Genomic DNA, 23,324 nt, shown 5'->3' on the forward strand with positions numbered 1-23,324 from the left:
CTGGCCGACCTGGGCCAGGCCGCCCGTGTCGAGGTGGGCAAGGAGAACACCACGCTGATCGACGGCGTGGGCGATGCGGAGAGCATCGAGGCACGTGTCAAGCAGATCCGCGCCCAGATCGACGAAGCCACCTCGGACTACGACCGTGAGAAGCTGCAGGAGCGCGTGGCCAAGCTGGCCGGCGGCGTGGCCGTGATCAAGGTGGGCGCCGCGACCGAAGTGGAGCTCAAGGAGAAGAAGGCCCGGGTGGAAGACGCGCTGCACGCCACCCGTGCTGCGGTGGAAGAAGGCGTGGTGCCCGGCGGTGGTGTGGCGCTGCTGCGTGCCCGCCAGGCATTGGGCGACAAGCTCAAGGGTGACAACCCCGACCAGGACGCTGGCATCCAGCTGGTGTTGCGTGCAGTGGAGGAGCCGCTGCGCCAGATCGTCGCCAACGCGGGTGAAGAAGCCTCGGTGGTGGTGAGCGAGGTGCTCAAGGGCTCGGGCAATCAGGGTTACAACGCGGCCACGGGCACCTACGGTGACCTGGTGGAGCAGGGCGTGCTGGACCCGGCCAAGGTGACGCGCTCGGCGCTGCAGAACGCAGCCTCTGTGGCCAGCCTGATCCTGACGACCGAAGCCATCGTGGCCGAGCTGCCCGAGCCGAAGGCCCCTGCGGCCGGCCATCACGATGACCACGGCGGAGGCTTTGGCGGCCCTCAGTTCTGAGGCCTGATCTCTCTCGTCAAACCGGAACTTGAAGCCCGGGGCACCGCCAGGTGCTCCGGGCTTTTTTCATGTTCAGAAGGACCAGCCGTAGGCCACGCCAAGGATGTTTTCCTTCAGGCGGACATCGGCTTCGCCACCTCCGAAGTTCGCAGGGATCGACCCGTTGCCATTCACGGTCTTGGCAAAGGCGTGGCCATAGAAGCCACTCCACTGGGTGTGCTGGTCGATCTTGCGGGTGAAGCCCACCGTCAGATGGTCTCGCACCACGCCGGGCGCCAGGATGTTGAGAAAGGTCTGGTTGGCGGGCACGGGCTGGCTGGCGTGGCTGTAGCCCGCACGCAAGGTCCAGTCCTGGTTCAACCGGTGGATGACGCCCAGCTTGAGCACGCGAACATCCTTCCAGCCGAAGCCGGGGCCTTTGGCCGAGCCGAGGGCCTGGCCCTCCAGCAGGCGTGACAACGGGTTGGCGATCGAATCCACGCCGCTGTACTCGATGACCTGGTAGTCCAGCCCCACGGTCCAGTCGCGTGCGGCCTGCCAGGACAGGCCTATGCCATAGCTGGCGGGGATGTCGAAGCTGCCTTCGTCGGCGAACAGGCCCTTGTACTTGTCGAAGCGGCCAGAGATCTTCGACGACCAGGTGGCGCCCAGTTGCAGGCCGGGCGCGACCTGACCGATCCAGCCCAGGCGGACGCCGACACCGCTGGAAGTGTCCGTGCCACGGTTGGTGACATCTCCGGGCGAGGTGGATGCGCTGGTGAAGGGCCCCAGGCCTTCGGCCGAGAAGCGCTGCCAGGCCAGGTTCAACGCCACGCCGAAGACGTGGTCCGGCGTGGCCCGCCAAGCGATGGAAGGCGAGATGAAAAGCTGTTCCAGGTTGACCCCGGCCCTGCCTTGGGCGCCCAGGGCACTGAACGGGTTCTGGTCATAACGCGTGTTCATGCCACCGTTGCCGTACACGGCCACACCCAGGCTGATGGTAGGCGAGAAGACCCTGGTGTAGCCGAACTCCGGGATGAAGAAGTGGCGCTTGCCATCACCGCTGTAGTCACCATCCAGGCTGCCGAAGGGGCCCAGGTTGTTGCCTTCTATGCGTGCGCGGCGTGAAGGTTCGAAGTAGTTGAGCCCGACATCAAGCCGGCTGCCGACGAGGCCGGTACCGGCCGGGTTGGTGGCCGCGGCCAGTGCGTCTTGAGGCAGCGCGATGCCCACGCCCGCGATGCCCTCGGCCTGGATGCCATGGCCGTGCGCGAAGTAGCCATTGGTGGCTTGGGCCGACAGGCTCAGGCCGGCCAGCATGGCCACGGCATAGGTTGGGGCGACACGCCACGGGGCGCGGGTGAATCCGATGGTCATGGAAGGCTCCTCATGTGCTGGATGGATTCACTCAATGTAGAAAGCACACCCCTGCATCGCCAAGGAAGGCTTGGTCATGAGCTTATGCCGTGTAGCACGAGCGACTTCCATAAATTCAGCGACCAGCGGCCTGCAAGGCTTTCTCAAGCAGGGCGGCGCGACGGTGGGCACCCCAGTGTTGAGCTGCCTATCGGCGTCGACTCAACAACCGCAGCAGGCCCCTTAGGCAGGCTCTGCCGCCAGCTTGAATACCGCCACGGCATCCACCAACTGCCGAGCCTGGCCTTTCAGGCTTTCAGCCGCGGCAGCGCTCTCCTCGACCAGTGCCGCATTCTGCTGTGTGGCCTGGTCCATCTGAGTGACGGCCTGTCCCACCTGGGTAACGCCATTGCTCTGCTCGGAGCTGGCAGCGCTGATCTCGGCCACGATGTCGCTCACCCGTTGAATGGCGCTGACGATCTCTCCCATTGTGCTGCCGGCACGGTCGACCAGGGCGGTGCCCTGTTCGACTTTCTCGACGCTGGTGTTGATCAGTGTCTTGATTTCGCGTGCGGCCTGGGCACTGCGCTGAGCCAGCGATCGCACTTCCCCGGCCACCACAGCGAAGCCACGGCCCTGTTCGCCGGCACGGGCGGCCTCCACAGCCGCATTCAGGGCCAGGATGTTGGTCTGGAAAGCGATGCCATCGATCACCGAGATGATGTCGGAGATCTTCTTGGAGTTGGCATCGATGTCGCGCATGGTATCGACGACCTGTGAGACCACCTCACCGCCACGCGCGGCCACAGCAGAGGCTCCAGCAGCCAGCTGGTTGGCTTGCCGGGCATTGTCCGCGTTGTTGCGCACGGTGGAACTCAGCTCGTCCATGGTGGCTGCGGTCTGCTGCAGCGCCGCTGCCTGGTTCTCGGTGCGCGCACTCAGGTCCATGTTCCCTTGCGCGATCTGCGCACTGGCTGTGGCCACGCTCTCGGCATTTCCACGCACATGACCCACCACCTGGGCGAGGCGTGTCTGCATGTCTCTGAGCGCTTGTAGCAACACGCCGGTCTCGTCGTCCCGCCTGCTCATGTGCACCGCACAGCTGAGGTCGCCAGCAGCCACCTGTTGCGCTGTGCTGAGTGCGGCCTTGAGCGGTCCCGTGATGCTGCGGGTAATGAGCCATGCCGATGCACCGCCCACCAGCAGGGTCAGCAAGCCCAGGCCGGTTAGCAATGTGCGACTCGAGTGATTGAGTTCATTCACCTGGCGTGCCTGGTTGTCGATGGTCTGACGTTGATACATCTGCAGCTCCACCATGGCAGAGAGATAGGCTTTGGCGGCTGGCGTTGCCTTGTTGTCCAGCAAGGCATTGGCCTCATCGGCCAGCCCCTGCTTCTTCAGTCGATTGATCTCGTCGCGCGCTGAGATATAGCCTTTGCGCAACTCTCCGATCTTGTCGAACAAGGCCTTTTCCTTGTCGGAGCTCAGCCGTTCTGCGATGGCCTTCTGCAAGCTGCTGGACAATGTGGTGGCGGCGGCCACGTCGGCTGCGAAGTAGCTCACCAAGCTGGGATCGCTGCTCTTGGCGATGGCCGTTGTTCGCCTGACTCCGGCGTTGACGTTGTTGTACCAGTCGTTGATGAGCCGCTCTTTTGCCAGCGGTGTCTCCATCATGTCCTGCGTGGCGCGGGCACTGGCATGCAAACGCCACAAGCCGATGGTGGTGATGCTCAAGGACAGCAGCAGCATCAGCGCAAAACCCATGGCAAGGCGTCTGCCGATTGATAGATTCATCATGCTTTTCTCCGTGCGCCGCTCTCGTCCGGCGCTGGGCGCTCGGCGTGCTGCCTTCGGCGACGTGGAGGGCGGCCCGGTACAGGCCGGGCAGGGCAGCGGCTTGTTTTCGGCATTTGTCGTGCCTGCATTAGGTCAACTGCGTAACAAAGTGCCTCATCCGGGAGATGCGCCTGAGATGCTTGAGTCTGGGCTGGGTATATTTGCGCATTCCATCACGCCAGATCAGGCCCTCGACTGTCACCAAACGATGCTGTCCAAGTTCTATTGTTCCTCTTCTCGTCTTGTCAAGGCATGGGGGCTGGTGTGCCTGGCTATGATTGCGTGCCGGCATGCTCCTGCCTTCGCCGGGAGCGGCACAGAGCACATGAGGCTGTCCGCTGCACGGGAAGCACTTTTGCGAGACGGCTGGCGGCCTTGGGAAACCTTCGGCGTTTTCCCGGATGGTCTCCGATGGAGCCATGACGGTGACGCTGGCGTTCTCTACAAGAATGGATTCAAGGAGGTCGAAGCGTGCTCCGGCACAGGGGCCAATTACTGCAGCTTCAATTACGTGCGTGGCGGCAAGTGCATGACACTCCATACCCAGGGCGAGTTCGCACCCGGTCAGCACGAGCCTTTGGTGATTCGTCGATCCATGACATGCCCCCGGCCTGAGATTACCCGGCCGCCTCAGCCTGAACCGCGCTGAGCAAGGCCTGTCAATCCCATGACAAGTCTGGAGAGGTGCCATGCAGTTGTTGTTGAACATCGATGTACCCGATCTCGAGCGTGCGCACGCGTTCTACAGCAAAGCCTTCGGCCTGACCGTGTGCCGCAGCCTCGGGAGCGAGATACTGGAACTGTCGGGCAGTGCCGTGCCTGTCTTTCTGCTGCTCAAGGCCGAGGGCAGCACGCCTTTTGAAGGCGCAGTCGCACCGCGGGCGTATCAACGGCATTGGAGCCCCATCCATTTTGATGTGGTGGTTCCGGACCTGGACGAGGCGATCAAGCAGGTTTCGGATGCAGGCGCTGTGCAGGAGCAACCGGTCAGCACGCAAGCATGGGGCAAGTTGGCCGTTTTCGCGGACCCCTTCGGGCATGGTTTCTGTCTGATCCAGTTCCTGGCAAAAGGCTATGGAGAGATTGAAGCGATGCCCGCGCATGGTACGACGCGAGGCCCTTGAGACCGGTTACAACCTGTCGCCAACCGCCTTTCTTCGTGACATCCATACGACCTAAGATGACAGCAGGTCACTAAGGGGACAGTGAAATGGATTCGGTCAATTCAAGCGTATCGGACTCGATGATGCAGCGCCTCGCTGAATTGAAGGCGGACAATCATGCTCAGGCGCGTGCGCAACTGGCAGCCATTGAGGCGGCCATGTCAGCGGAGTGGAAGGCCGCCATGCATGCAAGGATGATGAATCTCTCCAAGGAGGCATCGTCGGCTCGCAGCAAGCTGCCCAAGCTGTATTCCCTGATGGAAGAGGTGGGAGATCTCAGGGCGCCGCACGTGTCCTGCAAGGCTGGCTGCAGTGCCTGCTGTCGGACCATTCCTGTCGAGATATCCGACCTTGAGGCCAGGCACATTGCTGCCGCTACGGGCCGTGTTCCGGCTACCTTGTCCGCAGGGCGGCACACAGTGATGGGGCATGCCGAGAGGCCATGCCCATTTCTGATAGACAACCAGTGCTCCATTTACGAGCACCGCCCGTACAACTGTCGGAGCCTCGCGGTTGTTGATCGGGATGCACTGGCATGCAGCGACGAGAACACTGCATTGACCCGTGCCAAAGACCCCCGCGCAGTGCCCGTGACGATGACCAAGATGCAAGCCTTCGACCCCTTGTATCAGGAGGTCGTTGTACGCAAAGGCACCGTGTGGGCGGATATCAGGCAGTTCTTTCCACCGCAGTAAGCAACCGAGGCATTCACGGTTTACTTGAATTTCTCTTCGGCGGCCTTCACGTCGGCCTGGATTTTGTCATTGGCCGCCTTGGCGCCTTGCTGCGTGGCTGTGGCCGCCTGAGTGATGGCCTGGATATCGGCGTTGGCCTCCTTGACGACGCAATCAACGTAGGGCCGGATGGACTGCCGGTAGCTGTTCACCGTGGCGACGCTGGCGTTGTAGGCATCGGCCGTACTCAGATTGAGCTGAGGTGGCTCAGGCTTGGGGCCGCAGCCTGCGGGCGTCCAGGCGCCGCTGACGATGACGCCGGCTTGTGCGGTGGCGGAGATCGACAGTGTGGTCAGCGCGGCCAGCAGAGATGCGCGAAGTGATGGCTTGGACATGGTGGTATTGGCTTGAAAAAGTCGGAATGGGCTACAGCGCATGTGCCTGCTGCAACACCCGCAGCAGCTGCGTTCGTGTCTGGGCCAGCGCATCGTCATCGCGCTGCCGCGGACGGGGCAAGTACATATCGAGCGTGCCGGTAGCAGGCCCGGGCACCTGGTCCAGCACGACCACGCTGTCGCTGAGGAACACGGCCTCGTCCAGATCGTGGGTCACCATGAGGACGGTTACGCCATGCTGCTGCACCACGCGCGTGAGCGTGTCCTGCAGTTTCATGCGGGTGAAGGCGTCCACGGCCGAGAACGGTTCGTCAAGCAGCAGAAGCCGAGGGCGCCGGAACAGGCCGCGGGCGATGGCCACGCGTTGGGCCTGGCCACCTGACAGATGCTTGGGAAGTGCGTCTTCGTAACCCGACAGGCCGACATCTGCCAGCAGTTCGGTCACGCGAGGATCCTTGTGCCCTTGGCCACTCAGATCGAAGCCGATGTTCTGCGCGACCGTGAGCCATGGGAACAGTCGCGGCTCCTGGAAGATCAGTCCGATGTCATTGGTGATGTCCTGCACGGGCTGGTCATCGAGCCGGATGACGCCACGGTAGTCGGTGTCGAGCCCGGCGATCAGGCGCAGCAACGTGCTCTTGCCGCAGCCGCTGGCACCGACCAGGGTGACGATGCGGCCGGTGTCCACCTGCAAGCTCAGATCCTGCAGGATGAGGCGCGAGCCGTGGTGCTTGGAGTGGACGTGAACGTCGAGCAGGCGGGTCATGTCGTTGTCAAAGGATGCTCTGGTCAGCGCTGTGATTCGAAGGTGTCTCGCCAGGACAGAAGGCGCCGCTCCCACCAGCGCAGGGCGGAGTCGCTGAGTTTGCCCAGCACGGCCAGCAGCACGATGGCGGACAGGACCAGGTCGGCACGGCCGGTTTCACGGCCATCGGTGAGCAGGTAGCCCAGGCCCTTCGTGGCGGCGATGAGTTCCGCGGCCACCATGAACATCCAGGCTAGGCTCAAGCCGTTGCGCACGCCGGTCATGATCGAGGGCAGGGCTGCGGGCAACAACACGCGCCGGGCCAGGGCGGCCGACGACAAGCCCGCCATGCGGGCCACTTCGACGAGCTTGCGGTCGACATCGCGCAGACCTGCCGACACCCCCAGGTAGACCGGGAAGAAGGCCCCGATGGCGATCAGCACGATCTTGGGCGACTCGTCGATGCCCAGCCACAGCAGCAGCAAGGGTACCCAGGCCAGCGAGGGAATGGCCCGCAGGGCCTGGAAACTTGGGTCCAGCAGGTGCTCGAGCGGGCGCTTGAGGCCCACCGCCGCACCGATCACGAGCGCCAGGGATGCGCCGATGCCGAAGCCCACGGCCACGCGGGTGGTGCTGGCCAGGACATGCGCCCCCACCACCTCCGTGCCCAGGTGCCACAGCGTGACGAGCAGATCGCTCGGGGCAGGCAGCAGGTGGCTTGGCACCCAGCCCAGGCGCACGGCTGTTTCAAGCGAGGCCAGCAGCAGCAAGGGGGGCAGCCAGCCCAGCCAGGCCGTGGAGCGCTCACGCGATGGCGCTGTGTTGATCACGCGGCCGCCGCTGGCGGGCGCCGTGGCGGAGGTTGGCGCCTTCGGCGCCACGTGCAGCGTGGCTGTGCCTTGCGAGCCGTGCGACGAGGCTGGGACCAGGGTGGGCTGGGCGGACATGCCGTCTGCCTCCGTCAGGTGCGGCGCACCACGTCGGTGGCGAAGCGCGTGTCCACCAACAGGGCGATGGCCTTGTTGAGGTCGGTGCCAGGACGGACCAGCTGTTCGTCGAGCAGGATGGGGGCAGCGGCCTGCAGCGCCTTCACATGCTCCTGCGTGGGAAGGGGCTGGCTCAGGTCGGTGCGCAGCTTGACCTGCAGCAGCGCCACCTGCAGCGACACCTTGGCTTCTTCAGACAGGATCTTGGCCGCCTCGGTGGTGTTGGCCTGGATCCACTGGCGTGCCTTCTCATACACGGTGATGACGCGCTTGACCGCTTGTGGGTTCTGCTGGATGAACTCTTCGCGCACGTTCAGGAAGCCATAGGTGTTGAAGGCCACGTTGCGGTAGAGCAGCCGCGAGCCGGCATCCAGTTCGCTGGCGGCCATCAGCGGGTCAAGGCCAGCCCACGCATCGACACGGCCTTGCTCCAGCGCCGTGCGGCCATCGGCATGCTGCAGCGCCACATGCTCGATGTCCGAGCGCTTGAGGCCCACCGTGTGCAAGGCGCGCAGCAGGAACAGATAGGGATCGGTGCCCTTGGTGGCGGCAATCTTCTTGCCCTTCAGATCGGCCAGCGACTTGATGGGCGAGTTCTTCGGCACGACCAGGGCCGTCCATTCGGGACGCGAGAAGATGTACGGGGCGCGGATGGGGTTGCCGTTGGCCTTGGCCAGCAAGGCGGCCAGGCCCGCGGTGGAGCCGATGTCGATGCTGTTGCCGTTGAGGTACTCCAGCGCGCGGTTGCTGCCGGCGCTGAGCACCCACTTGACGTTGATGCCATCCTTCTTGAACTCTTCTTCCAGCCAGCCGAAGCGGCGGATCACCAGGCTGGAGGGCGAGTAGTACGCATAGTCCAGGCGAAGCTCCTTGAGCGGCTCGGCAGCGTGCAGCACGGAGGGCAGGGCGGTGACGGCGGCAGAGCCTGCGGCCCACTGGAGTACGGAACGGCGTTTCATGGTGGTGTTCTGGGTGATGGGTGATGGGTGCTTGGATCAGCAGGGATGGGCGTGTCAGGTGTAGGCGCTGGCCTCGGGGTATTGGCCCGTGATGGCGTGGCGGCCCAGGTCGCGCAGCTTGTAGTCGACCGGGTCGTGCAGGGTGTGCACGCGCACATTGCGCCAGAAGCGGTCGAACCCATAGCGGCCACCGGTGGAGCGGGCGCCCGTGAGTTCAAGGAACTGAGAGCTGACCTCCAGGCCGGCACGGTGGGCCAGCACCTTGGCCTCGCTCACCGCCAGGGCCGTGTCGCCCCGGGCCACGGCATCGAGGGCAGGGCCTTGGTCCAGTGCGGCCTGCAGCGTGCGAGCGGCATCGTCGGCCACGGCTTGTGCGGCCCGCAAGGCCACACGGAATTCGCCATAGCGGTGCTGGGTGTATGGATCCTCATGGGCCCGCTGCACGTTGGCCGTGAGCCAAGGGCGAGCTTCTTCCTTGGTGTAGCGCAAGGCCGCGGCGAAGGCGCCTTCGCCCACGCCCAGGTACAGGTTGGTCAGGATCAGCTGCGACACCAATGTGCGCAGCGACGTGTGCGGCGACGGGGTGAGCCCGGGGGCCTGCAGCACGTCGGCGCGGCTGACATGCACGTCGTGGAAGTTGACGGTGCCGCTGTCGGTCTGGCGTTGACCGAAGGCATCCCAATCGCTGCGCACATCGACGCCAGGGCCCTTGGTGGGCACCACGGCGATCAGCGCGCTGGACGAGGGCTCGTGCCAGGCCGAGAAGGTCATCATGTCCGATCCGACGGAGCCCGAACAGAAGTTCTTGGTGCCGCGGATGCGAAAGCCGCCCGAAGTGGCCAGGGCCAGCGTGCGCTTGTCCAGCGGGTTCAAGGCGTTGCCCCAGAACCAGCGTTTCTTGATGGTCTGGGTGAGCAGGCGCTCCTGCTGTTCGACATCACCGTACAGCAACACACTGGCCACCTGCAGGTGGTGGAAGGCGAACACATGGGCCAGTGCGGCATCGGCACGGGCCAGCTCGCGCACGACCTTGTAGAACGTGGGCCAATCGCCGCCCAGGCCACCCCAGCGCGTGGGGATGGTCAAGGCCAGCAATCCGCTTTGGCGGATGAGTTCGCGCTCTGTGGCAGCGTGGCCACCGGCCTTGTCCCGATCCACGGCGGTGCGCGCGAGCAGATCGGCGAGTTGCCGGGTGACCTGGGGAACATCATCGAGGGACTCGGCCCGGCTCAATGCGGCTGACGGGCTTGGCTCGTCACTGTCGATTTTCAACGCACGGGTGCTGTGCAGCGGCAGGATTTGGGTCATGGCGGAATGGCGCACCAAGCAGGGCTGTCAGGGCCGATCTGCGGGCGTCATGAAGGTGAAGGCCTTCAGTGTTCCATCGCGTGCTTCCAACCAAAACGAATGAATGGTTCTATCGTTCTGCTGTTTCGTCAGTTAGGTGGGTGACGCTTCAGCCGCCAGACGCACATGAAAAAGGGCTCCCGAAGTGGGAGCCCTTGATGCGGGGCCGCACAAGACGGCTTCATGGAGGCGCTGGCATCAGACGCGGCGTTGGCCGGATGTGAGCCGGTGCAGCGTGGCGATCAGCAGATCGACTTCTGCGCAGGTGTTGTAGAACGCCAGCGAAGGGCGCACTGTGCCTTCGACGCCGAAGCGCCGCAGGATGGGTTGCGCGCAGTGATGCCCGGAGCGAACAGCGATGCCTTCCTTGTTCAAGGCGGCACCGACCTCTTCGGTCTGGAAGCCCTTGAGCGTGAACGACAGCACCGAGGCCTTGTCCTTGGCTGTGCCGATCAGGCGGATGCCTGGAACGTCCTTGATCACGCGTGTGGCGTAGGCCAGCAACTGGTGCTCGTAGGCGCCGATGTTCTCGATGCCCAGGCGGGTCACGTAGTCGATCGCGGCACCCAGGCCCACGGCATCGGCGATGTTGCCGGTGCCAGCCTCGAAGCGACCGGGCGCATCGTGGTACTGCGTGTGCTCGAAGGTGACGTCCTTGATCATGTTGCCGCCACCTTGCCAGGGCGGTGTTTCATTGAGCAGGGTTTCCTTGCCATACAGCACACCGATGCCGGTCGGCCCGAACAGCTTGTGGCCAGAGAACACCAGCCAGTCGCAGTCCAGGTCGGTCACGTCCACCCGCATGTGCGACACGGATTGGGCGCCATCGACCAGCACCTTGGCACCCGCACTGCGCGCCATGGCCACCATCTGCTTGGCCGGTGTGACCGTGCCCAGTGCGTTCGACACCTGCGTGAAGGACACGAGCTTGGTGCGCGGGCCCAGCAGCTTGGCGTACTCGTCGAGCAGCACCTGGCCGTCTTCGTCCACCGGAATCACCCGCAGCTTGGCGCCTGTGACCGCGCACAGCTGTTGCCAGGGCACGATGTTGGCATGGTGCTCCAGCCAGCTGATGACGATCTCGTCGCCTTCGCGGATGTTGGCCTTGCCCCAGGTCTTGGCGACCAGGTTGATGGCCTCGGTGGTGCCACGCACGAACACGATCTCGTTGACCGAGCGTGCATGCAGAAAAGCCCGGACCTTCTCGCGCGCGCCCTCGTAGGCATCCGTGGCGCGGGCAGCGAGTTCGTGCGCCGCGCGGTGGATGTTGGAGTTTTCGTGCTCGTAGAAGTAGGCCACGCGGTCGATGACCGACTGCGGCTTCTGCGTGGTGGCGGCGTTGTCGAACCAGACCAGGGGCCGGCCATTGACGGTCTCGCGCAGGATCGGGAAATCGCGGCGCACGAGGTTGACGTCGAAAGGCGGCTTGAAGCCGTGGGCCTGGGGGCTCAGTGGTTGCGCGGCCTGCCCCGGCGCGTTCAAGCCCGGTGCACCACCCAGTGGTGTCGAGGCGGGAACGCCGTGATCGAGGAAGTAGAACGACGGGACGCCCGAGGCCAGCGCATGGCCAGGATCCACCGAGCGCGACGGCGAGCGCAGCGCGATCAACTCGCTCAGCTCCGCGTCGCTGGGCAGCCCCCAGTCCAGCGGGTTGAGCGTGAGTGCGGGCTGGATGCCGCTGGTTGTGGCCGCCGGGTTGGCGTCCAGGGGCAAATCACCGCTGAAGGATGGCGGCACCGACCCTGGCGAGGCCACTGGCGGCAACGAAGGCAGGCCCTCGTATCCAGTGGATGCGCCGGGCAGGCCTGCCTGCGTGCCGCTGGCCACGAGCGCCGAGGCGGCACCGGAGCTGGCTGGCGCGGCGCTGGGCACCACGCTGGGCGAGTAGCCGGTGTCCGGGGCGGTGATCGGCGCCGTGGGTGTGTTGCCCGTCACGTTGGGCACGGCGAAGGGGTGAGCGGCCGAGGCGGGCGTGCCCAGGTGAGACAGGCCCGACGGCAGGCCGGCGGGGACCTGTCCTTGCACGGGCGCGCCAGGCAGCGCCGTGAAGAACTGGTTCGCCAGCTGCGCCAGGGCCTGTGCATCAGGCAGCCCGAGGCCGGTGAGGTCACTTGTACTCATGGTACTTGTTGATCTCCACGTCTTCCAGCACGGCGATCGAGTCGTCGGTCAGCACGGCCAGCGAGCAGTACAGCGACACCAGGTAGGAGGCGATCGCCCTGTGGTTGATGCCCATGAAGCGCACGGCCAGGCCGGGGCTTTGCGCGCCAGGCAGGTCAGGCTGGTACAGGCCCACGACGCCCTGGCGGCTTTCGCCTGTGCGGATCAGCAGGATCTTGGACTTGTTGTCCTCGATCAGCACCTTGTCGCTGGGGATCAGGGGGATGCCGCGCCAGGTGATGAACTGCGAGCCGAACAGTGACACGGTGGGCGGGGGCACGCCACGGCGGGTGCACTCGCGGCCGAAGGCGGCGATGGTCAGCGGGTGGGCCAGGAAGAAGCCTGGCTCTTTCCAGACCTTGGTCAGCAACTCGTCCAGATCATCAGGGGTGGGGGCGCCCGTGCGGGTGCTGATGCGCTGGGAAGGGGCGATGCTGTGCAGCAGGCCGTATTCCTTGTTGTTGATCAGCTCGCTTTCTTGGCGCTCCTTGATCGTCTCGATGGTCAGGCGCAGCTGTTCGGCGATCTGGTTGTAGGGCTTGCTGTACAGGTCGGACACGCGGGTGTGCACGTCCAGCACGGTGTTCACGGCCGACAGCAGGTACTCGCGCGGGTTCTCGATGTAGTCGACGAAGGTCTGCGGCAGTTCACGCTCGTCGCGGCCGGAGCAATCAACGGTGACGCTGCTGGCGTCCTTGACCTTGTTGACACGGTAGATGCCCGCTTCGACAGGAACCCATTGCAGCAGGTGCGTGAGCCAGCGTGGGGTGATGCTGGACATCTGCGGCACGGTGCGTGTCGCGATGGCAAGCTGCCTTGCGGCGATGTCGCCAAGGGCGGTGCTGGTCTCGTGTTGGTCGGCCATGATGCGGTGGTACTCCAGTGAGAGTTGGTGTGGTTGAAACGGGAACAGAAAAAGGAATCAGGCGCCGCGGTTCTGCGCCTGGGTGACGTTGCTGCCGGGCGGTACGCTGTTGGTGAGCCACACATTGCCGCCGATGGTCGAGCCCTTGCCGATGGTGATGCGGCCCAGCACGGTGGCGCCGGCGTAGATCACGACGTCGTCTTCGAGCACCGGGTGGCGAGGGTGGCCCTTGAGCAGGGCGCCGTTCTCATCGGTGGGAAAGCGCTTGGCGCCCAGGGTCACGGCCTGGTACAGGCGCACGCGCTGGCCGATCACGGTGGTCTCGCCGATCACGACGCCGGTGCCGTGGTCTATGAAGAAGGCCGGGCCGATCTGCGCGCCAGGGTGGATGTCGATGCCGGTGGCGCCGTGCGCGATGTCGGCGATCAGGCGGGCCAGCAGAGGCGCGCCCAGCTTGTACAGCGCATGGGCGATGCGATAGGAAATGATGGCCGTCATCCCCGGGTAGCTCAGCAGGATCTCCGACACGCTGGTGGCGGCCGGATCACCCTGGTAGGCGGCTTGCAGATCGCTCACCAGCAGGGCGCGGATCTCGGGCAGTTGCGACGCGAACTCGCGGGTGGTTTCGCCGGCCTTGGCAGCCAGCGTCTGAGCGAGGCCGGGATCGCTCTCGTCCAGGTCGTCGCCGACGAACAGCAGGCCTCGGCGCACCTGCTCGGCCAGCACCGTGAGCGTGTCGTGAAGGGTATAGCCGACGAAATAGTCGATGCTTTCGTCGGTCAGATCCGGGCGACCGTAATGCGTAGGAAACAAGGCGGCGCTCAAACCCTGCACGATCTGGCTCAGTGCTTCACGCGAGGGTAATTCGCGAATGCGCCCCTTGTGCCGCACGTTGTGGGTGACTTCTCGGGATTTGCGCAGGGCGCCCACCACGGCGCCGAGATTCCAGTCGGGTAATGGGCCGTCCGGGGTAGGAAATGGATGAGGCATGGCTCGGGCGTTTTACTGATGAAGACTTATTGAATGTGCCCGGGCCGCTTGGTGTCCTCAAGTCCTGCCCGCACCGTGGGGTGGTGCTTATTTGTTCGTTGCATTTGATTATCTGGAAAAAGAATACATGAGGTCAATTATTTTGTGATAAATGCCCGGGCTTTACTGGGTGATTTCTGTGATTGCATCTTAATGGTCTGTTTTGTTGGATATCTGAATGAATGCTTGCGTATTTTGTTTTTGTCATAAGCATCGTTGAATTGTTTGTTTTGATTTGAATAAGGGGCTGCCTAGACTTCGCTCAACTTGTCATAACGAGTTTGGCGATATTCAAATGGACCAAGCCTTGAAGGCGCCCGTGCCGGCCCTGCCGCTGTACGGACAGATCAAGAACAGCCTGCGCGCCCAGATCCTGGACGGCACCTATGCACCCGGCAGCCAGGTGCCGTCGGAGAGCGCCCTGGGCCAGGCCTTCGCGGCCAGCCGCATCACCGTGCGGCAAGCGCTGGGCGATCTGCAGAAGGAAGGCCTGATCTACAAGGTGCACGGCAAGGGCAGCTTCGTGTCCCGGCCCAAGGCTTTCCAGAACGTGAGCACCCTGCAGGGCTTTGCCGAGCAGATGTCCACCCGTGGGCACGAGGTGCTGAACCAGCTGCTGTCGCTGGCGCACGGCCCGGCCTCGGCTCAGGTGGCAGATCGGCTGCAACTGCCTGAAGGCGCGCTGGCCACCGAGATCCGACGTGTGCGCCTGCTCGACCGTGAGCCCGTGTCGCTCGAACTGACCTGGGTGGCCGAGCCCTTGGGCAGGCGCCTGGCGCAGGCCGACCTGGTCACGCGCGACATCTTCCTGATCCTTGAAAACGATTGCGGCGTGCCGCTGGGCCATGCGGACCTGGCGATCGATGCGGTGCAGGCCGGACCGCACGAGGCTGCCGCGCTGAAGGTGGCCGAGGGCGCGCCCCTGCTTCGCATCGAGCGCCTGACGCATGACCGCGAAGGCCATCCCGTCGACTACGAGTTCCTGTACTTCCGCGCCGACACCTTCCAATACCGCCTGCGCGTGGACCGCAGCCGGGATCAACACCCCCGATGAGGACAACAAGCATGCAGACACACGAACTCGAATTCGACGTGGTGGTGGTGGGCGGCGGCACGGCCGGCCCCATGGCCGCCATCAAGGCCAAGGAGCGTGACCCCTCCCTGCGCGTGCTGCTGATCGACAAGGCCAATGTCAAGCGCAGCGGTGCGATCTCCATGGGCATGGACGGCCTGAACAATGCCGTGGTGCCAGGCTATGCCACGGCCGAGCAATACACCAAGGAGATCACGGTGGCCAACGACGGCATCGTGAACCAGTCGGCCGTGCTGGCCTATGCGCGTCACAGCTTCACCACCATCGAGCAGCTCGACCGCTGGGGCGTGAAGTTCGAGAAAGACGCCAATGGCGACTACGCGATGCGCAAGGTGCACCACATGGGCACCTACGTGCTGCCCATGCCCGAGGGACATGACGTCAAGAAGGTGCTGTACCGCCAGCTCAAGCGCGGCCGTGTAGAGATCACCAACCGGCTGGTCGCCACGCGCCTGCTGCTGGCCGATGACGGCAGCGTGTGCGGCGTGATGGGCTTCGACTGCCGCACGGCCGACTTCTATGTGGTGCGCGCCAAGTCGGTGATCCTGTCGTGCGGCGCGGCCGGCCGCCTGGGTCTGCCGAGCTCGGGTTACCTGATGGGCACCTACGAGAACCCGACCAACGCGGGCGACGGCTACGCCATGGCCTACCACGCGGGTGCCGAGCTGGCCAACCTGGAGTGCTACCAGATCAACCCGCTGATCAAGGATTACAACGGCCCGGCCTGCGCCTACGTGACCGGCCCGATGGGCGGCTACACGGCCAACGGCAAGGGCGACCGCTTCATCGAGTGCGACTACTGGAGCGGCCAGATGATGCAGGAGTTCTACCAGGAGCTGCAGGGCGGCAACGGCCCCGTCTTCCTGAAGATGGACCACCTGGCCGAAGAGACCATCCAGACCATCGAGACCATCCTGCACACCAACGAGCGGCCCAGCCGCGGCCGCTTCCACGAAGGGCGCGGCACGGACTACCGCCACCGCATGGTGGAGATGCACATCTCCGAAATCGGCTTCTGCAGCGGACACAGCGCCTCGGGTGTGTACGTGAACGAACGCGCCGAGACCACGGTGCCCGGCCTGTATTCCGCCGGCGACATGGCTGCGGTGCCGCACAACTACATGCTGGGCGCCTTCACCTACGGCTGGTTCGCGGGCACCAACGCGGCCGAGCGCGCACTGTCCACGCCGTTCGCCGCTGTGGACGCAGGCCAGGTGGAGCGTGAGAAGGCCCGCATCTACGCGCCCCTGAACCGCGAGCACGGACTGCCGCCGCTGCAGGTGGAGTACAAGTTGCGCCGCATGGTCAACGACTACCTGCAGCCGCCCAAGGTGACGCGCAAGTACGAGATCGCGCTGGAGCGCTTCGACGAGATCGGCGAAGACCTGCAGTACCTGCAGGCCCGCGACCCGCATGAGCTGATGCGCGCCGCCGAGGTGTCCGTGATCCGCGATTGTGCCGAGATGGCTGCGCGCGCCTCGCTGTTCCGCACCGAAAGCCGCTGGGGCCTGTACCACCTGCGCGTGGACTACCCCGGTCGCAACGATGCCGACTGGTTCTGCCACGCGCACCTGTTCAAGGACACCAATGGCCGCATGGCCCATGCCAAGCGCCCGGTGGAGCCCTACACCGTGCCCATCGACGAGCAGGAAAAGTCGGCCTACGACCGCCTGCGCATCGACCCGAACCAGGCCCACAAGCCAGCCGAACCCAAGCAGCCCGTGGCAGCGTGACCTCGCCTGCCTGAGCCCGAATCCTACGTCGAGTCCCCACCATGTCCCGCACCATCCCCATCAGCGCCGGCCACTTCACGCCGCGCACCATCGCACAGCTTAGCGACGCCCCCGTCACCGTGGACGAGGAGCTGTGCATCGCCCACAAGGGCTGCACCGTCTGCGTGGACGTCTGCCCCATGGACCTGCTCGCCATCGACGAGTCCAGCGGCAAGGCTTTCATGAAGTACGACGAGTGCTGGTACTGCCTTCCCTGCGAGAAAGACTGCCCCACTGGCGCCATCAAGGTCGCCATTCCCTACCTGCTGCGTTGAGAGCCCGAGAGCTCAGGCGCAGTGCTCCCCTCAACGTCCCCCTGAACTTCGGAGTTTCACGTTCATGACCGCACCGATCCGCTCCCTGCGCGCCCTGGCCGTCAGCGCCATCACCCTGGCCAGCACGCTGGCCACCTTGAGTGCCGCACAGGCAGAGACCATCCGCGTCGCCATCGGCACGCAGGACACCACCATCAACTGCGCCACCGGCGGCCTGTTGATCCGCGAGCTCAAGCTGCTCGAGAAGTACCTGCCCAAGGATGGCAAGTACAAGGATGCAACGTACGACATCCAGTGGAAGAACTTCACCTCAGGCGCACCGCTGACCAACGAGATGGTGGCCGACAAGCTGGACATCGGCGCGATGGCGGACTTCCCGGGTTCGGCCAATGGTGCGGCCTTCATCAAGGCCGGCAAGAAGAGCCTGTTCATCACGGTGCTGTCGGGCAGCACGCTGGGCAGCGGCAACGGCATCGTGGTGCCCAAGGATTCGCCCATCACCTCGCTGGCCGAGCTCAAGGGCCGCACGATTTCGGTGCCATTTGCCTCCACCGCGCACGGCATGCTGCTGCGCGCCGTGAAGGCCCAGGGTTGGGACCCCGAGAAGGACGTGACCATCATCACGCAGGCACCCGAAGTGGCCGGCCCCGCGCTGCAGGCCAACAAGATCGAGGCCCACGCCGACTTCGTGCCGTTTGCCGAGCTGTTTCCGTACCGCGGCCATGCCCGCAAGATCTTCGATGGCGCCCAGGCCAACGCACCCACCTTCCACGGCAGCCTGGTCACGGCCGAGTACGCCAAGAAGTACCCTGAGATCGTCACGGCCTACCTGCGTGCGGCTGTCGAGGCCGACCGCATCTTCGCAACCGACCCCGAGAGGTACAGCGAACTGATCGAGAAGATCACCGGCATCGAAGCGCCCGTGAACTACCTGTTCCACGGCCCGCTGGGCCTGCAGACGCGCGACCTGACCTGGAAGCCCGAATACCGTCAGGCGCTCAAGACCTCCATCGAGACGCTGCGCCTGCTGCGCCGCACCGACAGCGACCAGGATGTCAACAGCTTCATCGACGACCGTTTCATCCGCGCCGCCTTCAAGCAGGCCGGGCTGAACTACGACGCCAAGCTCAAGGACTATTCGCCCGTGCCGCTCAAGGCCAACGATGCGCTGACCGGCAAGCCCATCACCGACACCCAGCGCCTGGCCGGCATCTGGGTCAAGGGCGAGCCCAAGGTGCGCCACTACGCGAACATCGACGGTGCCATCAAGGACCTGGCCAAGGTGGAGCAGGGCGGCAAGGCCGCACGCGCCGTCTATGTGCATGACCTGATCCACCGCATCAAGCTGCTGGCCCCGCTGGCCTGGTATGCCTCCGATGCCAAGGGCCAGTACAGCGCCTTCCTGCAGAAGGATGCTGCTGTGGCCTACGCCGCCGCCAACAAGGGCAAGGTGTTCGACTTCAACGGCCTGCGCGCCGCGGTGCGCTGAGCATGGCCCGCGCGCGCGCCCTGATCACGCGGCTGCTGCCCCAGGCGCTGTCGCTGCTGGCCTGCCTGCTGCTGTGGCACTGGGCATCGACACAGCGCGTTCATCTGGGGCTGGTGACGTTTGCCAACGTGCCACCGCCGGCCGAGGTGCTGCAATCCGCCTGGGATCTGCTGCATTCACCCCGGCTGGTCCAGCACCTGAGCAGCAGCCTGGGCCGCATCGCCCTGGGCTTCGCGCTCGCCGCGGTGCTGGGCGTGGGCCTGGGCCTGGTCATCGGGCGCTCGCGCTGGGCGCAGCTCAGCCTGCTGCCACCACTGGAGGTGGCCCGGCCCATCCCGGCCGTGGCCTGGATCCCGCTGGCCATCCTGATGTTTCCCTCGTCGGAGGGCAGCATGATCTTCATCACCTTCGTCGGTGCGCTGTTCCCCATCCTGCTCAACACCATCCATGGGGTGGAAGGGGTGGATGCGCGGCTGATCGCCTCTGCACGCAGCCTGGGCACGGGGCGCTTCGCCCTGTTCACGCAGGTGGTGTTGCCCGGCGCGGCGCCCAGCATCGTCACCGGCCTGTCCATCGGCATGGGCACCTGCTGGTTCTGCCTGGTCACGGCCGAGATGATCTCGGGCCAGTACGGCATCGGCTACTACACCTGGGAGTCCTACACCGTGCAGAACTACGCCAACATCATCGTGGGCATGCTGCTGATCGGCGTGCTGGGCATGGGCAGCAGCGTGCTGATCCGCCGCACTGGCCAGTGGCTGATGCCCTGGCAGCAACCTGTGGAGCAACGCACATGAACGCCGTGATCCACCCCGTCGAGCCTTCGCTTGCGCGCGTGCCGGCGGCCACGCAGAGCAACGTGCCTTCCAGCACCGCGCCTTCCACAGGACGCCTGCTGATCGACCAGGTCAGCATCCACCTGGGGCAGGGCGCCGACCGCTTCCTGGCGCTGGACAAGGTGTCGCTGGACATCGCCCCGGGCGAGTTCGTCTGCCTGCTGGGCCCCTCGGGCTGCGGCAAGTCGACCTTGCTGGGCGCACTGGCCGGTCATCTGCAGCCCAGCGGCGGACGGCTCTCGCTCGATGGCAAGCTGGTCGATGCGCCCAGTCCCGAGCGTGGCCTGGTCTTCCAGCACCACACGCTGTTCCCTTGGCTCACGGCGCTGGACAACGTGGCCTACGGCCTGAAGATGCAGGGCGTGGGCAAGGCCGAGCGCCGCGCGCGTGCATCGGCCTTGCTGCACCAGGTGGGGCTGGACGGTTTCGAAAACCGGTACCCGAGGCAGCTGTCGGGCGGCATGCAGCAGCGGGTGGAGATCGCCCGCGTGCTGATCAACCAGCCGCGCGTGCTGCTGATGGACGAGCCTTTCGGTGCGCTCGATGCGCTCACGCGCCTGAAGATGCAGGAGCTGCTGCTCGAGCTGTGGACGCGCCTGAAGACCACCGTCGTCTTCGTCACCCATGACATCGATGAAGCCCTGTTCCTGGCCGACCGCATCCTGGTGATGAGCCCGCGGCCGGGCCGCTTCATCGATGAGTTGCCCGTGCCTGCCGATCGCCCGCGCCAGCCCGAGGTGCTGACCACGCCCGAGTTCGGCCGCCTCAAGCGCCATTGCCTGGATTTGCTGCGCCATCCCGACAGCACCTTGCCCCTGACCCGCCTGACCCCGCTGGGGCTCGACCCGGTCGGTCCGGCCGATCCCGCCAACGCTTTGGACAAACGGGCATCGCAGGTGCGCTTCGCGGTGTGAGCCACGCATCGAACGCACGCCGCAAGACAACAAGCACACACGAAACACACCAACATGAGCCTTGCCACGATTGCCCCCCCTCAGCATCCCCCGCTGGACGACGCGGATGACGACCTGCAGGTGCTGGCGCCCCGCCTCACCGATGACGATGCCACCGTGCGCCGCCTGGCCCTGATCGAACTGGCCGAGCTGGAAGACCCTGCCCATGTGCCCTGGCTGCTGCATGCCCTGCATGACACGGATGCCGCCGTGCGCGCCGAGGCGGCCGGCCGCCTGGCCTACTGGGAAGACGAGGCCACCGTGGCCGCCCTGGTGCACACCTTGGAAGATGCCGAGCCGACAGTGCGCGAGGCAGCTGCCCACAGCCTGGGCGAGCTCAAGCAGCCCGCCTCGGCTGAGGCCCTGCTGGCGGCCACCGACCATGCCCGGCCCTTCGTGCGCGCCAGCGCCTTGCGCGCCCTGCGCGAACTGCGCCTGCCCGCCGCCTTCGACCCCGCGCTGCGCGCGCTGGCCGATGCAGAGCCCGGCGTGCGGCTGGAGGCCGTGGGCGTGCTGGGCTGGCTCAAGCGCGAAGAAGCCTTGCCGGGCCTGGCCACGCTGGCCGGCACCGACCCCGATGCCGATGTGCGGCGCGCCGCGGTGGGCGCCTTGGGCTTTGCGCCTGCCAGCGGCGTGGCGGTGCTGCCTGCGCTGCTGACCGCCACCCGCGACCAGGCCTGGCAGGTGCGCGAAGAAGCCGCCACCACCCTGGGCAAGCTGCGCCTGGGCGGTGCCTTCCAGCCCCTTCTGGATCTGCTGGACGACGGCTGGTGGCAGGTGCGCCTGCGCGCCGCGCGCGCCTTGGGGCAGCTGGGCCCGGCGCACGCCGTGCCCGCCGTGCCTGCGCTGTCTCGCCTGCTGACGGAATCCATCGCCAACCTGCGCAAGGAGGCCGTCATTGCCCTGGGCGAGACGCGGCATGAGTCTGCGCTGCCGGCCGTGCGCCTGGCTGCAGAGGATCCGGATCCGGAAGTGCGCAAGGTGGCACGACTGGCCTTGAGCCAACTGCAGGCCCAGTAGCCGCCAAAGCCATGGACACCGATCGCCTCGTGCACTGGCTGCTGGGCAGCCTGGAGCTGGACACCACCATCTTCCACGTGGGCCAGTACTGTGGCCGCTGGCGCGCATCCACGGCGGGGCGTTCGCTGGCCAGCTTCCACCTGGTGCTGCACGGCGAGTGCTGGCTGCATCTGGACGAGGGCACTGAACCTGTTCGCCTGGGCCCGCGCGATGGCGTGTTCCTGCTGCGCGATCTGCCGCACTTCATCAGTCCATCGCCCGATCGCGGCGCGGTGCTGACGCCTGCCCCCATGCAGCCTCTTTCGGCCGGTGAGCCGGGCACCACAGGGCTGGCCTGCGGCTTCTTCGAGTTCCATGGCGCGCTGGGCGGCTTGCTGATCAACTCCTTCCCGCGGCACGTGGTGATGCGCGCCGATGACCTCAGCCTTCAGGCCGCCGCACCCCTGTTCGACCTGATCCTGGCCGAAGCTGTACACGGCGCTTGCCCATCGCCCGATGCACCGTCGCCGCTGATCGCGCGCCTGGCCGACGTGCTGTTCTTCTACGTGATCCGCCACGTGGCCCGGCAGGACGATGTCGCGGCAGGCCTTTGGGCCGTCGCGCGCCGCACCGAGTTCGCGCCGCTGCTGTCGCAACTGCTCGACGAACCGGGGCAGGACTGGTCCATCGAACGCATGGCCGGCCTGGCGCACATGTCGCGGGCCAGCTTCTGCAAGCACTTCCTGGAGGCCAGCGGCCAGCCGCCCGCCCAGTTCCTGGTGCTGCTGCGCATGCGCATCGCGGCCCAGCGCCTGCAGGCCGGCGACAGCATCGACCGCGCGGCCGAGCATGTGGGCTACCGCTCCTACGCCGCCTTCAGCCGCGCCTTCAAGAAGGTAATGGGCACGCAGCCCGGCGCATGGCGACGCCAGCGTCAGCAGCGAGAGCAGGGCGGGGCACCTGCCTTGCACTGAAGCCTTGGCAAAAGGTGGAAGAGCAGGTGCGAGATGCTCCGTTGAAGCAGACGAGCTTCAGACGATCGAGCATAAAAGCCCGACGTTCATGCGTAGACGTCCAGAGGCGCTGTCGGAACAATCAGGCGCATCGAACCCCGCAAGACAACACAGAGCACGCCCATGACCCGCCTGACCCTGCACACCGTTGAGAGCGCCCCGGCCGACAGCCGTCCGCTGATGGACAAGGCCATCGCCAACAACGGCTTCCTGCCCAACCTGATCGCCGTGCTGTCCAGCGCGCCCGTCGCGCTGGAGACCTACCTCACCGTCTCCGGCATCAACGCCCGCGCCAGCTTGAGCCTGGCCGAGCGCGAGGTGGTGCAGATCACGGCCGCCCGCCTGCATGGCTGCGATTTTTGCGTGGCCGGCCACACGGCCGTGGCGCTCAAGAAGGCCGAGATGGACACCCCGGTGGTGTGCTCGTTGCAGCTGGGCAGTGCCACCGGCGATGCGCGCCTGGATGCCCTGGCTGACTTCACCCGCGCCGTGGTGGCCACGCGCGGTGCCGTGTCTGATGCAGAACTGGCTGCCTTCCGCGCTGCCGGCTTCACCGAAGGCCAGGCGCTGGAAGTGCTGCTGGGCGTGAGCCTGGCCACGCTGTGCAACTTCGCCAACAACTTGGCGGGTACTCCGATCAACCCGCAGCTCGAGGCCTACCGCCCGGGCGCGCTCCAGGCTGCATGACATCG

At 65.5% G+C, this 23,324-nt stretch carries 23 protein-coding genes; 13 read left to right on the forward strand and 10 right to left on the reverse strand.

Going from position 1 to position 23,324, the window contains the following annotated elements; all coding sequences use genetic code 11:
* Positions 1–708 (forward strand): TCP-1/cpn60 chaperonin family protein (locus EIP75_RS22700; RefSeq protein WP_274379827.1); only part of this gene is annotated, 708 nt, incomplete at its 5' end.
* Between the two features lie 72 nt (positions 709–780).
* On the opposite strand, the gene EIP75_RS22705 is transcribed toward EIP75_RS22700, so the two are convergent.
* Both EIP75_RS22705 and EIP75_RS22710 read right to left on the reverse strand, forming a co-directional pair.
* Positions 781–2,064: an OmpP1/FadL family transporter gene (locus EIP75_RS22705; protein ID WP_125245484.1), complete on the reverse strand. Its 1,284-nt coding sequence runs from the start codon at positions 2,062–2,064 to the stop codon at positions 781–783.
* Between the two features lie 222 nt (positions 2,065–2,286).
* Positions 2,287–3,807, reverse strand: a complete 1,521-nt coding sequence (locus EIP75_RS22710; protein WP_274379828.1) for a methyl-accepting chemotaxis protein — start codon at positions 3,805–3,807, stop codon at positions 2,287–2,289.
* On the opposite strand from EIP75_RS22710, the gene EIP75_RS22715 reads away from it, so the two are divergent.
* The 3 genes from EIP75_RS22715 (at position 3,770) to EIP75_RS22725 (ending at position 5,737) form a co-directional block, all read left to right on the forward strand.
* Positions 3,770–4,528 (forward strand): hypothetical protein, encoded by a 759-nt coding sequence (locus EIP75_RS22715; protein WP_199758681.1) that lies wholly within the window; start codon positions 3,770–3,772, stop codon positions 4,526–4,528. The genes EIP75_RS22710 and EIP75_RS22715 overlap by 38 nt on opposite strands.
* A gap of 40 nt (positions 4,529–4,568) precedes the next feature.
* Positions 4,569–5,003, forward strand: a complete 435-nt coding sequence (locus EIP75_RS22720) for a VOC family protein (protein ID WP_125245487.1) — start codon at positions 4,569–4,571, stop codon at positions 5,001–5,003.
* Positions 5,004–5,089: 86 nt separating this feature from the next.
* Positions 5,090–5,737 (forward strand): YkgJ family cysteine cluster protein, encoded by a 648-nt coding sequence (locus EIP75_RS22725; RefSeq protein WP_125245488.1) that lies wholly within the window; start codon positions 5,090–5,092, stop codon positions 5,735–5,737.
* A 20-nt stretch (positions 5,738–5,757) separates the two neighbouring features.
* Here the strand turns inward: EIP75_RS22725 and EIP75_RS22730 are convergent, their stop codons facing one another.
* The 8 genes from EIP75_RS22730 to epsC all read right to left on the reverse strand — a co-directional run bounded on the left by EIP75_RS22730 (position 5,758) and on the right by epsC (position 14,163).
* Positions 5,758–6,111 (reverse strand): hypothetical protein, encoded by a 354-nt coding sequence (locus EIP75_RS22730; RefSeq protein ID WP_125245489.1) that lies wholly within the window; start codon positions 6,109–6,111, stop codon positions 5,758–5,760.
* 31 nt (positions 6,112–6,142) lie between these two features.
* Positions 6,143–6,877, reverse strand: a complete 735-nt coding sequence (locus tag EIP75_RS22735) for an ABC transporter ATP-binding protein (protein ID WP_125245490.1) — start codon at positions 6,875–6,877, stop codon at positions 6,143–6,145.
* 23 nt (positions 6,878–6,900) lie between these two features.
* Positions 6,901–7,803: an ABC transporter permease gene (locus EIP75_RS22740; protein ID WP_125245491.1), complete on the reverse strand. Its 903-nt coding sequence runs from the start codon at positions 7,801–7,803 to the stop codon at positions 6,901–6,903.
* Positions 7,804–7,817: 14 nt separating this feature from the next.
* The gene (locus tag EIP75_RS22745; protein WP_125245492.1) at positions 7,818–8,801 is read right to left on the reverse strand and encodes an aliphatic sulfonate ABC transporter substrate-binding protein; all 984 of its coding nucleotides are present in this window, start codon (positions 8,799–8,801) and stop codon (positions 7,818–7,820) included.
* A 54-nt stretch (positions 8,802–8,855) separates the two neighbouring features.
* A complete protein-coding gene (locus tag EIP75_RS22750; protein ID WP_125245493.1) occupies positions 8,856–10,109 on the reverse strand; it encodes an acyl-CoA dehydrogenase family protein in 1,254 nt (417 codons plus the stop codon).
* A 237-nt stretch (positions 10,110–10,346) separates the two neighbouring features.
* On the reverse strand, positions 10,347–12,269 hold the full coding sequence (locus EIP75_RS22755; RefSeq protein ID WP_125245494.1) for a family 2A encapsulin nanocompartment cargo protein cysteine desulfurase: 1,923 nt from the start codon (positions 12,267–12,269) through the stop codon (positions 10,347–10,349).
* Positions 12,256–13,173 (reverse strand): family 2A encapsulin nanocompartment shell protein, encoded by a 918-nt coding sequence (locus EIP75_RS22760; RefSeq protein ID WP_125245495.1) that lies wholly within the window; start codon positions 13,171–13,173, stop codon positions 12,256–12,258. Before EIP75_RS22760 ends, EIP75_RS22755 begins: the two co-directional genes overlap by 14 nt.
* Before the next feature lie 57 nt (positions 13,174–13,230).
* Positions 13,231–14,163: a serine O-acetyltransferase EpsC gene (epsC, locus tag EIP75_RS22765; protein ID WP_125245496.1), complete on the reverse strand. Its 933-nt coding sequence runs from the start codon at positions 14,161–14,163 to the stop codon at positions 13,231–13,233.
* Positions 14,164–14,497: 334 nt separating this feature from the next.
* Here epsC and EIP75_RS22770 point away from each other — a divergent pair, with 334 nt between their 5' ends.
* From EIP75_RS22770 to EIP75_RS22810, 9 genes are all read left to right on the forward strand, one after another.
* Entirely contained in the window at positions 14,498–15,256 is a 759-nt protein-coding gene (locus EIP75_RS22770) for a GntR family transcriptional regulator (RefSeq protein WP_125245497.1), read from the forward strand.
* Between the two features lie 11 nt (positions 15,257–15,267).
* Positions 15,268–17,028 carry a fumarate reductase/succinate dehydrogenase flavoprotein subunit gene (locus EIP75_RS22775; RefSeq protein ID WP_125245498.1) on the forward strand — a complete coding sequence of 587 codons (1,761 nt, stop codon included), beginning with the start codon at positions 15,268–15,270 and terminating at the stop codon, positions 17,026–17,028.
* 41 nt (positions 17,029–17,069) lie between these two features.
* Complete coding sequence (locus EIP75_RS22780; RefSeq protein WP_125245499.1) at positions 17,070–17,342, forward strand: 4Fe-4S dicluster domain-containing protein; 273 nt, start codon at positions 17,070–17,072, stop codon at positions 17,340–17,342.
* 64 nt (positions 17,343–17,406) lie between these two features.
* Positions 17,407–18,831: an ABC transporter substrate-binding protein gene (locus EIP75_RS22785; protein ID WP_125245500.1), complete on the forward strand. Its 1,425-nt coding sequence runs from the start codon at positions 17,407–17,409 to the stop codon at positions 18,829–18,831.
* Positions 18,832–18,833: 2 nt separating this feature from the next.
* Positions 18,834–19,628: an ABC transporter permease gene (locus EIP75_RS22790; protein ID WP_125245501.1), complete on the forward strand. Its 795-nt coding sequence runs from the start codon at positions 18,834–18,836 to the stop codon at positions 19,626–19,628.
* Positions 19,625–20,581 (forward strand): ABC transporter ATP-binding protein, encoded by a 957-nt coding sequence (locus EIP75_RS22795; RefSeq protein WP_125245502.1) that lies wholly within the window; start codon positions 19,625–19,627, stop codon positions 20,579–20,581. Before EIP75_RS22790 ends, EIP75_RS22795 begins: the two co-directional genes overlap by 4 nt.
* 54 nt (positions 20,582–20,635) lie before the next feature.
* Positions 20,636–21,640, forward strand: a complete 1,005-nt coding sequence (locus tag EIP75_RS22800; protein ID WP_125245503.1) for a HEAT repeat domain-containing protein — start codon at positions 20,636–20,638, stop codon at positions 21,638–21,640.
* An 11-nt stretch (positions 21,641–21,651) separates the two neighbouring features.
* Positions 21,652–22,593 carry an AraC family transcriptional regulator gene (locus EIP75_RS22805; RefSeq protein WP_125245504.1) on the forward strand — a complete coding sequence of 314 codons (942 nt, stop codon included), beginning with the start codon at positions 21,652–21,654 and terminating at the stop codon, positions 22,591–22,593.
* A 162-nt stretch (positions 22,594–22,755) separates the two neighbouring features.
* Positions 22,756–23,319 carry a carboxymuconolactone decarboxylase family protein gene (locus tag EIP75_RS22810; RefSeq protein ID WP_125245505.1) on the forward strand — a complete coding sequence of 188 codons (564 nt, stop codon included), beginning with the start codon at positions 22,756–22,758 and terminating at the stop codon, positions 23,317–23,319.
* The last annotated feature ends 5 nt before the right edge of the window (positions 23,320–23,324 follow it).

It is taken from the genome of Aquabacterium soli, assembly GCF_003933735.1.
GTDB lineage: Bacteria > Pseudomonadota > Gammaproteobacteria > Burkholderiales > Burkholderiaceae_C > Aquabacterium > Aquabacterium soli.